Source organism: Pseudoduganella namucuonensis (assembly GCF_900116645.1).
GTDB classification, from domain to species: Bacteria; Pseudomonadota; Gammaproteobacteria; order Burkholderiales; family Burkholderiaceae_D; genus Rugamonas; species Rugamonas namucuonensis.
The window spans coordinates 95,062-105,678 of record NZ_FPBO01000033.1 but is presented as its reverse complement, the minus strand read 5'-3'; the positions used below and the strand labels follow the sequence as shown (position 1 = coordinate 105,678).

The following is a 10,617-nucleotide window of genomic DNA, read 5'->3' as shown; positions in this document are numbered from 1 at the left end:
CCTGACGGTCGAACTGAAGGACACCGACAAGATGCTGCTGGACGCGCTGCAGCGCATCAAGTCCGACGTCGACGACTCGCTGGCGCTGCGCCGCTCGTGCCGCGAAGGCGTGTGCGGTTCGGACGCGATGAACATCAACGGCAAGAACGGTCTGGCCTGCACCACCAACCTGAACGAGCTGAGCGAGCCGATCGTGCTGCGTCCGCTGCCCGGCCTGCCGGTGATCCGCGACCTGATCGTCGACATGACGCAGTTCTTCAAGCAGTACGATTCGATCAAGCCGTTCCTGATCAACGACTCGATCCCGCCGGAGAAGGAGCGCCTGCAGTCGCCGGCCGAGCGCGAGGAGCTCGACGGCCTGTACGAGTGCATCCTGTGCGCCTGCTGCTCGACCTCGTGCCCGTCGTTCTGGTGGAACCCGGACAAGTTCGTCGGCCCGGCCGGCCTGCTGCAAGCCTACCGCTTCATCGCCGACTCGCGCGACGAGGCCACCGGCGCGCGCCTGGACAACCTGGAGGACCCGTACCGCCTGTTCCGCTGCCACTCGATCATGAACTGCGTCGACGTTTGCCCGAAAGGTTTGAACCCGAACAAGGCGATCGGCAAGATCAAGGAATTGATGGTCCGCCGCGCGATCTGACGTAAAAAGGCGAAAAAAGGGGTCAGGTTCGGTATTAAAAAAATACCGAAAAGAAGGGGCCAGGTTCGGTATTGAAAAAATACCGAACCTGACCCCTTTTTGCTTTTTGCGGAAAAAAACGCGCATCGACCACTGTCTTATGTCTTATAGAAGAGTTGTTGAGGTACAATAGCGCAAAAAACAGGCGGATCTTGCCCGCCGCCCGGCTATCAACCCTTAACTGAGAGAGTTTCCCATGCTTGCTGCCTACCGCAACCACGTCGCCGAACGCGCGTCCCTCGGCATTCCCCCGCTGCCGCTTTCCGCCGCCCAGACCACGGAACTGGTCGAACTGCTGAAGAATCCGCCCGCCGGCGAAGGGGAATTCCTGCTGGACCTGATCACCAACCGCGTTCCCGCCGGCGTGGACGACGCGGCCAAGGTCAAGTGCGCATTCCTGGCCAGCGTGGCCAAGGGCGCGGAAGCCACCCCGCTGATCTCGCGCGAAACGGCCACCCGCCTGCTGGGCACCATGCTGGGCGGCTTCAACGTCAAGCCCATGATCGACCTGCTGGACGACGCCGTGGTGGGCGCCGTCGCGGCCGAGGGCTTGAAGAAGACCCTGCTGATGTTCGACTACTTCCACGACGTGAAGGAACTGGCCGACAAGGGCAGCGCCAGCGCCCAGGGCGTGCTGCAATCGTGGGCCGACGCCGAGTGGTTCACCTCCCGTCCGGAAGTGCCGCAAAGCCTGACCCTGACCGTGTTCAAGGTCTCCGGCGAAACCAACACCGACGACCTGTCGCCGGCGCCCGACGCCACCACCCGTCCCGACATCCCGCTGCACGCGCTGGCCATGCTGAAGAACGCGCGTCCCGGCATCAATCCCGAGGAACCGGGCAAAATCGGTCCGCTCAAGCAGCTCGAGGCGCTGAAGGCCAAGGGCAACCTGGTCGCCTACGTGGGCGACGTGGTCGGCACCGGATCGTCCCGCAAATCGGCCACCAACTCCGTGTTGTGGTTCACCGGCGAAGACATCCCCTTCATCCCGAATAAGCGTTTCGGCGGCGTGTGCCTGGGCACCAAGATCGCTCCGATCTTCTACAACACCATGGAAGACGCCGGCGCGCTGCCGATCGAGCTGGACGTGACGCAGATGGAAATGGGCGACGTGATCGAACTGCGCCCCTATGACGGCAAGGCCCTGAAAAACGGCGAAGTGATCGCCGAGTTCAAGGTGAAATCCGACGTGCTGTTCGACGAGGTGCGCGCCGGCGGCCGCATTCCGCTGATCATCGGCCGCGGCCTGACCGCCAAGGCGCGCGAAGCGCTGGGCCTGGCGCCTTCGACCCTGTTCCGCCTGCCGCAAAACCCGGCCGACACCGGCCGCGGCTACTCGCTGGCGCAGAAGATGGTCGGCCGCGCGTGCGGTATGCCGGAAGGCCAGGGCGTGCGTCCCGGCACCTACTGCGAGCCGAAGATGACCACGGTCGGCTCCCAGGACACCACCGGCCCGATGACCCGCGACGAGCTGAAGGACCTGGCTTGCCTGGGCTTCTCCGCCGACCTGGTGATGCAATCGTTCTGCCACACCGCCGCCTACCCGAAAGTGGTGGACGTCAAGACCCACCGCGAACTGCCGGCCTTCATTGAAAACCGCGGCGGCGTGGCCCTGCGTCCGGGCGACGGCGTGATCCACTCCTGGCTGAACCGCCTGCTGCTGCCGGACACCGTCGGCACCGGCGGCGACTCGCACACCCGCTTCCCTATCGGCATTTCCTTCCCGGCCGGTTCCGGCCTGGTGGCCTTCGCCGCCGCCACCGGCGTGATGCCGCTGGACATGCCCGAATCCGTGCTGGTGCGCTTCAAGGGCAAGATGCAGCCCGGCGTGACCTTGCGCGACCTGGTCAACGCGATCCCGCTGTACGCGATCCGCCAGGGCCTGCTGACCGTGGACAAGAAGGGCAAGAAGAACATCTTCTCCGGCCGCATCCTGGAAATCGAGGGCCTGCCGAACCTGAAGGTCGAGCAAGCGTTCGAACTGTCCGACGCCTCGGCCGAGCGCTCCGCCGCCGGCTGCACCGTGCACCTGGACAAGGAACCGATCATCGAGTACATGAACTCGAACATCACGCTGATGAAGTGGATGATCGCCAACGGCTACCTGGACCAGCGCACGCTGGCGCGCCGCATCAAGGCGATGGAAGCCTGGCTGGCCAAGCCGGAACTGCTGGCGCCCGACGCGGACGCCGAATACGCCGCCGTCATCGAGATCGACCTGGCCGACATCCACGAGCCTGTCGTGGCCTGCCCGAACGACCCGGACGACGTGAAGACCCTGGCCGACGTGGCCGGCGCCCACATCGACGACGTGTTCGTCGGCTCCTGCATGACCAACATCGGCCACTTCCGCGCTGCCTCGAAGGTATTGGAAGGCAAGTCCGACATCCCGGTGCGCCTGTGGATCGCGCCGCCGACCAAGATGGACCAGCAGGTGCTGACCGCCGAGGGCCACTACGGCACGCTGGGCCGCACCGGCGCGCGCATGGAAATGCCGGGCTGCTCGCTGTGCATGGGCAACCAGGCGCAAATCCGCAAGGGCGCCACCGTGATGTCGACCTCGACCCGCAACTTCCCGAACCGCCTGGGCATCGACACCAACGTCTACCTCGGCTCGGCCGAACTGGCCGCGGTGTGCTCGACGCTGGGCCGCATTCCGACCAAGGACGAGTACATGTCCCACATCGGCGTGATCGACGCGAACGCGGACGAGATCTACCGCTACATGAACTTCGACCAGATCGACGAGTTCCGCAAGGTGGCGGATTCCGTGCAAGTCTGAGATTCGATTGAGTGACAAAAAGGGCTACCTGCGTAGCCCTTTTTTTTCGCCCGCGCGCCGAGGTGCGCCGGATCTTCATATCCGTTTGGTTATCGCAATGGCGTAAAAGGTCATTGGACGGCAATGTACCCCCGCTATATCGTGGGAACCGTGGACGCATGGACAAGCTTTCCCGTGCCAAGTCCAACGATAACTATAACGGAGACTAAAATTGACTAAATCCATATCGCTGTGGAGGGCGTGCGCCGTCCTGGCCACGTCGGTGCTGTCCACCTACGCCGCCGCGCAGGCGGCCTACACACCGGTGGCGTTCCAGAACGCCTCCGTCCACGATCCTTCCGTGATCAAGTCGGGCGGCACGTATTACGTGTTCGGTTCCCACCTGGCGTCCGCCAAATCCACCGATTTGATGAAGTGGCAGCAAATCACCGACAGCGTCAGCGCCACCAATTCCCTGTTCCTGAACGGCGCCAGCAACGTCTACACCGAACTGGCGGAGACCTTCAGCTGGGCGCAAACGACCACGCTGTGGGCGCCGGACGTGATCCGCCTCGCCGACGGCAAGTACTATATGTACTACAACGCCTGCAAGGGCGATTCCCCCCGTTCGGCGCTGGGTGTCGCGGTGGCCAACAACATCGAGGGCCCCTACGTCAACAAGGGCGTCATCCTGAAGTCCGGCATGTGGGGCCAGGCAAGTTACGACGGCACCGTCTACGACGCGCTCAAGCACCCGAACACCGTCGATCCGAACGTGTTCTTCGACAACGGCGGCCGGTTGTGGATGACCTACGGCTCCTATTCCGGCGGCATCTTCATCATGCAGATGAACCCGACCAACGGCATGCCGCTCCCGAACCAGGGCTACGGCAAGCGCCTGATCGGCGGCAACCACGCCCGCATCGAGGGCGCGTACGTCATGTACAGCCCGGCCACGCAGTACTACTACCTGTTCACGTCCTTCGGTGGGCTGGACGCGGCCGGCGGCTACAACATGCGCGTGGCGCGCGCCGCCTCGCCGGACGGTCCGTACTACGACGCCCAGGGCGTCAACATGGCCAACGTCAAGGCGGATCCCGCCAAGCCGCTGTTCGACGACGCGTCGATCGCGCCCTACGGCGTGAAAATCATGGGCAACTTCCTGTTCGAGCGCAGGCTGGGCGACGCCGGCACGGGCATCGGCACCGGCTACGTGTCGGCCGGCCACAATTCGGCCTATTACGACGCGGCCACCGGCAAGCATTTCCTGATTTTCCACAGCCGCTTCCCCGAGCGCGGCGAGCAGCACGAAATCCGCGTGCACCAGATGTTCATGAACGCGGACGGCTGGCCGGTGGTGGCGCCGTACCGCAACACCAATGAGACGCTGGCGGCGGTGCGGCGCGAATTCGTCGTCGGCGACTACATGTACGTCAACCAGGGCAAGGACATCTCGGCCACCATCAAGAAATCGAAGCTGATCACGCTCAATTCCAACGGCGCCATCACCGGCGCGGTGTCGGGTACCTGGACGCTGGCGGGCGCCAACCAGGTCGAGATCAATCTGCCGGGTTCCTCGCCATACAAGGGCGTGTTCCTGAGCCAGTGGGATGAAACGTCGAAGAGCTACGTGATGACGTTCTCCGCGTCCTCGCGCGAAGGCGTGGCCGTCATCGGCAGCCGCCTGATTCCGCGCACCGACGCGCAGGTGACGACCGCCATCTACAACGAACTCAGTCTCGGCAACACCAGCGCGGTCACCGGCAATTTGACGCTGCCCACCACCGCCGCGCGCGACGCCGTGGTCAGCTGGACCTCGTCGAATCCCTCGGTGCTGAGCAACACCGGCGTGGTCACCAGCCCGGCCAGCGACACCAACGTCACGCTGACGGCCACCATCACCAAGGGTTCCTCGACGGTGGTGAAGACGTTCGCGGTCACCGTCCGCAAGATAGGCGGCATGCTGGCCCACTACGCCTTCGACGGCAACCTGGCCGATTCGACCAACACCTTCGGCGCCGGCGCCGTCATCGGCGGCAAAATCGACGTCGCCGGCGGCAGCCTGGGCTACGAGGCGGGCATGAAGGGCAGCGCCGCCGTCTTCAACGGCGCCACCGGCGTGCGCCTGCCGAACGGCCTGATCTCCACCAACACCTACACGGTGGCCATGTGGCTCAAGCCCGCGCAGCTGACCGCGTTCACCACCACCTTCTTCGGCGCCCGCAACGGCGACGCGTGGATCAGCCTTCTGCCGAAGGGACATGATTTCGTCGGCGGCGCGACCATGCTCTGGTCGGGAACGGCGTGGTACGACGCGGGCCTGGGCATGAACATCCCCACCGGACAATGGTCGCACGTGGCGTTCACCGTCAAGACCGGCGCGGTGAGCGTGTACGTCAACGGCGTGAAGCGTTTCAGCGGCGCGAACTTCCCGAACGTGTTCACCACCACCGGCGGCGTGTTCGCGCTGGGCGTGAACTGGTGGGACGTGCCGTACAAGGGCTCGATGGACGACCTGCGCATCTATGGTTCGGCACTGACCGACGCCGAGATTTCCAGCCTCGCACGCTAATTGATAGACGGAGAAAAAATATGAAAACGACGCTGAAAAAAATGCTGCTGGCCTTGTTGCTGGGTGCCTGTTCCGCCACCTCGTCCGCCGGGGTGATCAACTTCGACGACCTGTCGGGCGACTTCACCGAGGCGATCGCCGGCGGTTACCAGGGACTGAACTGGGACAACGTGGGTTCGATTCGCTCGGACGCGTTCCCCGGCAGCGGCTACGAGGCGGGCACCGTCTCGCAGGCCAACACGGCCTACAACCGCGACGGCGGCGCCGTGGCGATCTCGAAAGCCGGCGCCGGCACCTTCAATTTCGTCGGCGCGTTCTTCACCTCCGCCTGGGTGGAGCAGGAGATCTCGTTCGAGGGATACCTGGATGGCCAGTTGACGCATTCGAGCGCCACGTCCTTCGTGCTCGACACCACCACGCCGCTGTGGGTGCAGCTGGGCTGGTCCGGCATCGACACGCTGCTCATCTATAACAGCAGCGGAACCCAGTGGGCCATGGACGACATGAAGGTCCCCGAGCCGGCCTCGCTGGCGCTGTTCGGCGCGGGCGCGATGGGGCTGATGCTGGCGCGCCGGCGCAAGCTGCCGGCGCGGTAGTCGGGCGACCCGGCGGCGGGCGGAGGGGATGCCCCCGCCCGCCGCCGGGTCGGTGCCAGGCCGGAACTATGCGATTTTCATATAAGTTTATGACATTTCAGCATTGGAATGATTTTCCGGTTGCCCATACTATGGTCACCGGCAGCTACATCTTTGCAAGTGAGTGATCTCGACAGCTGCACGTACCCAAAACCCGTACAGTTGAAGATGATCCGGAGCAAAGAATGACACAGCAAACGCAGCCCACCAAAGAGCAAGTCCGGCTTTACCTCGAATCCCGCCAGACCCAGCAATGTCCCCCGCCATCGATCGTTGAAATCCGCCGCCAGTTGGGCTGGGATTTGATGCGAATGTCGGCCAGCGAGGCAAGACGGGAAGGGCGGGAGTAAACGCCACCCTCGCCGAGAGCTTGACGCCCCGTCCGGCCCACCGCGCTTAGTAGAACTCCGGCACCACGATCTCCCGCGGCACCGGCCTGCGCACGTAGTCGTCGTGGTATTCGCGTTCCGGCAGCTGGATCAGCGGCCGTTCGATCTCGGCGTAGGGCATCTGCTGCAACAGGTGGCGGATGCAGTTCAGGCGCGCCTTTTTCTTGTCGACGCCTTGCACCACCCACCACTTGGCTTCCTCGATGTGGGTGCGCTCCAGCATGATCTCCTTGGCCTTGGTGTATTCCTCCCAGCGGCGGCGCGACTCGAGATCCATCGGGCTGAGCTTCCATTGCTTGAGCGGATCGTGGATGCGGCTCAGGAAGCGCGCGTTCTGTTCCTCGTCCGAGATGGAGAACCAGTACTTGATCAGCTGGATGCCGGAGCGCGCCAGCATGCGCTCGAACTCCGGCACGGACTGGAAGAACTCCTCGTACTCGTCGTTGGTGCAGAAGCCCATCACGCGTTCGATGCCGGCGCGGTTGTACCAGCTGCGGTCGAACAGCACGATCTCGCCGGCCGCCGGCAGGTGGCCCACGTAGCGCTGGAAATACCACTGGGTGCGTTCGCGGTCGTTGGGGGCGGGCAGCGCGGCCACCCGGCACACGCGCGGATTGAGGCGCTGCACGATGCGCTTGATGACGCCGCCCTTGCCGGCGGCGTCGCGGCCCTCGAACAGGATCACCACCTTGTGCCCCGTATGGACCACCCAGTCCTGCAGTTTGACCAGTTCCGCCTGCATGCGGAACAGTTCGCGGAAGTAGAGCCGGCGCGCCTCCTTCTCTTCGGCACTGCGGCCGTGTTGCGGCAGCAGGGTGTCGGCGTCGAGTTCGCGGTCGTCCAACTCCAGCTCCAGTTCCTCGTCGTAGCTGTCGACGATGTCCTTGTGTACGCGTTCGGTCAGGTCTCTAAAGTGGGTGTCCATGTGGGGTGTGGTCTCGTTCGGAGGATCGGGGCGCGATGGTTGCGGAATCGTAGTCGTCCGAGTATAGGGGCCTGATATGACACAGCCGTGACAGGGGCCGTCGCGCGCCGTCGCCACCCTTCGCCCATGGTCGCTACGACAAGGCGCTGGAGCGATTTTCGCGCCCCTTCATGCGTAAGTACGCCGATCGATACCGGTTCGGTCCCGTGGCCCACTATGCCGATGGCGTGACATCCGTTCGGTCCGGGAGAACCATTGGTCCGTCTCGAGCAAGCTGAAAAAGGCCTTCCCGCAACTGCTGGACCAAGACCGGTCGGACGCCATCATGGCCGCGATCCGGAGGGAACTGGAAGGGTAGCCGCCCGCCATCGGCGAAGCGGTCGACAATGGCGGTCCGTCCCGGTTTATTCGGCCAGCTTGGCCATCTCGCGGTAGAGGTCGGCCTTGCCTTCGAAACCGATGCCCGGCAGCTCCGGCAGGACGATGTGGCCGTTGTCGACCTTGACGCCGTCCGGGAAGCCGCCGTAGGGCTGGAACAGGTCCGGATACGATTCGTTGCCGCCCAGGCCCAAGCCGGCCGCGATGTTCAGCGACATCTGGTGGCCGCCGTGCGGGATGCAGCGTTTCGGCGACCAGCCGTGCTCGCGCAGCATGTCCAGCGTGCGCAGGTACTCCACCAGGCCGTAGCTCAGGGCGCAGTCGAACTGCAGCCAGTCGCGGTCGGCGCGCATGCCGCCGTAGCGGATCAGGTTGCGGGCGTCCTGCATCGAGAACAGGTCCTCGCCGGTCGCCATCGGATTCTTGTAGTAGTTGCGCAGCGTGGCCTGCAGTTCGAAGTCGAGCGGGTCGCCCGGTTCCTCGTACCAGAACAGGTCGTATTGCGACAGCGCTTTGGCGTACTGGATCGCGGTGTCGAGGTCGAAGCGGCCGTTGGCGTCCACCGCCAGCTTCTGGCCGTCGCCCAGCACGCTCAGGATCGAATCGATGCGGCGCAGGTCCTCGTCCAGCGAGGCGCCGCCGATCTTCTTCTTCACCACCGTGTAGCCGCGGTCGATGTAGCTGCGCATCTCGTCCTTGAGCTTGTCGTGGTCCTGGCCGGGGTAGTAGTAGCCGCCGGCCGCGTAGACGAAGATCTTGCGGTCCGGCGCGCCGTCGCCGTAGCGGTCCGCCAGCAGCTGGAACAGCGGCTTGCCTTCGATCTTGGCGACCGCGTCCCACACCGCCATGTCGATGGTGCCGATGGCCACCGAGCGCTCGCCATGGCCGCCCGGCTTCTCGTTGGTGAACATGCAGTTCCAGATCTTGTGCGGGTCGAGGTTGGCGCCGGCGTCGTCGACCAGGCTTCGCGGGTCCGCTTCCAGCACGCGCGGGATGAAGCGCTCGCGCATCAGCTTGCCCTGGCCGTAGCGGCCGTTCGAATTGAAGCCGTAGCCGATCACCGGCTTGCCGTCGCGGATCACGTCGGTCACCACCGCGACCAGGCTCAGCGTCATCTTGCTGAAGTCGATGTAGGCGTTGCGGATGGGGGAACTGATCGGGACGGTTTTTTCGCGGATTTCAACGATTTTCATGGGAGTCTCCTTCGGTGGGATGGGCTGTTCACAGCAGATGGAACGCAGCTTACCCTTGAATCGATCGTTTATAATTCACCGAAATTTAAACCATTATTCACTTGAAATGAAAACTGAGACCGCGCCGGACCTGGCTTTCTTCGTGCTGCTGGCCAAACTGGGCAATATGGCGGCCACCGCGCGCGAGCTGGGCGTCACGCCGCCGGCCGTCACCAAGCGGCTGAGCCTGATGGAGCAGCGGCTCGGCGTGCGCCTGGTCAACCGCACCACGCGCCGCATCAGCCTGACCAACGAGGGCGAGCTGTACCTGGCGCAGGCGACGGGGATACTGAACCAGATCCGCGACATGGAGGAATCGGTGTCCAGCGGCCGCGCGGCGCCCAAGGGCCTGCTGCGGGTGAACGGCACGCCGGGTTTCGGCCGCACCCGCATCGCCCCCATCGTCTCGCGCTTCGCGCACGCCTATCCGGAGGTGGAGGTGGAGCTGCACCTGACCGACCGGCCCATCAGCCTGGTGGAAGAGGCGTACGACCTGGCGATCCGCTTCGGCGAGCTGCCCGACACCCGCCTGACGGCCCGCAAGCTGATGCCAAACCGGCGCTTCCTGTGCGCCTCGCCGGCCTACCTGCAAGCGGCCGGCGAGCCGCGGACGCCGGAGGAACTGCACCGCCACCGCTGCATCCTGCACCGGCAGAACGACGACGTTTACGGCACGTGGCGGCTGCGGAAGGGGCGTTCCGTCGAACTGGTGAAAGTGCGCGGCGCGGTGTCGAGCAACGACGGCGACATCGTGCTGAACTGGGCGCTGGACGGGCACGGCATCGTGCAGCGCTCGGAGTGGGACGTGGCCAAATACCTGGAGAGCGGACGCCTGAGGGAGGTGATGCCGGGCTATACGCTGCCGCCGGCCGACCTGTACCTGTATTACCTGAGCCGCAGCAACCTGCCGGCGAAAATGCGCGTGTTTATCGATTTCCTGGCCGCGGAATTCCAGGCGGGTCCCGCTACGCCGGCTCGGTGACGGGGAACCGCGCCAAGCGCGATAGCGGACGGGGGCCGGACGGCCGTATCATGGCTGGGGCGGG

Annotated in this window: 7 protein-coding genes; 5 read left to right on the top strand and 2 right to left on the bottom strand. The window is 64.5% G+C overall.

Annotation, left to right across the window (positions count from 1 at the left end):
- The 4 genes from BM436_RS27390 to BM436_RS27375 form a co-directional block, all read left to right on the top strand.
- A partial coding sequence (locus tag BM436_RS27390; protein ID WP_093558729.1) for a succinate dehydrogenase iron-sulfur subunit occupies positions 1–640 on the top strand: 640 nt, incomplete at its 5' end.
- A 235-nt stretch (positions 641–875) separates the two neighbouring features.
- Positions 876–3,461, top strand: coding sequence for a bifunctional aconitate hydratase 2/2-methylisocitrate dehydratase (locus BM436_RS27385; RefSeq protein WP_093558727.1), 2,586 nt, complete (start codon positions 876–878; stop codon positions 3,459–3,461).
- Between the two features lie 211 nt (positions 3,462–3,672).
- Positions 3,673–6,012, top strand: a complete 2,340-nt coding sequence (locus tag BM436_RS38570) for a LamG-like jellyroll fold domain-containing protein (protein WP_093558725.1) — start codon at positions 3,673–3,675, stop codon at positions 6,010–6,012.
- 20 nt (positions 6,013–6,032) lie between these two features.
- The gene (locus tag BM436_RS27375; RefSeq protein WP_093558723.1) at positions 6,033–6,608 is read left to right on the top strand and encodes a PEP-CTERM sorting domain-containing protein; all 576 of its coding nucleotides are present in this window, start codon (positions 6,033–6,035) and stop codon (positions 6,606–6,608) included.
- Positions 6,609–7,043: 435 nt separating this feature from the next.
- Here BM436_RS27375 and ppk2 read toward each other — a convergent pair whose 3' ends face one another.
- Positions 7,044–7,961, bottom strand: a complete 918-nt coding sequence (gene ppk2, locus BM436_RS27370) for a polyphosphate kinase 2 (protein ID WP_093558721.1) — start codon at positions 7,959–7,961, stop codon at positions 7,044–7,046.
- 404 nt (positions 7,962–8,365) lie between these two features.
- Entirely contained in the window at positions 8,366–9,532 is a 1,167-nt protein-coding gene (locus tag BM436_RS27365; protein ID WP_093558719.1) for a mandelate racemase/muconate lactonizing enzyme family protein, read from the bottom strand.
- A 106-nt stretch (positions 9,533–9,638) separates the two neighbouring features.
- Here BM436_RS27365 and BM436_RS27360 point away from each other — a divergent pair, with 106 nt between their 5' ends.
- Positions 9,639–10,553, top strand: coding sequence for a LysR family transcriptional regulator (locus BM436_RS27360; protein WP_093558717.1), 915 nt, complete (start codon positions 9,639–9,641; stop codon positions 10,551–10,553).
- Positions 10,554–10,617: the final 64 nt, after the last annotated feature.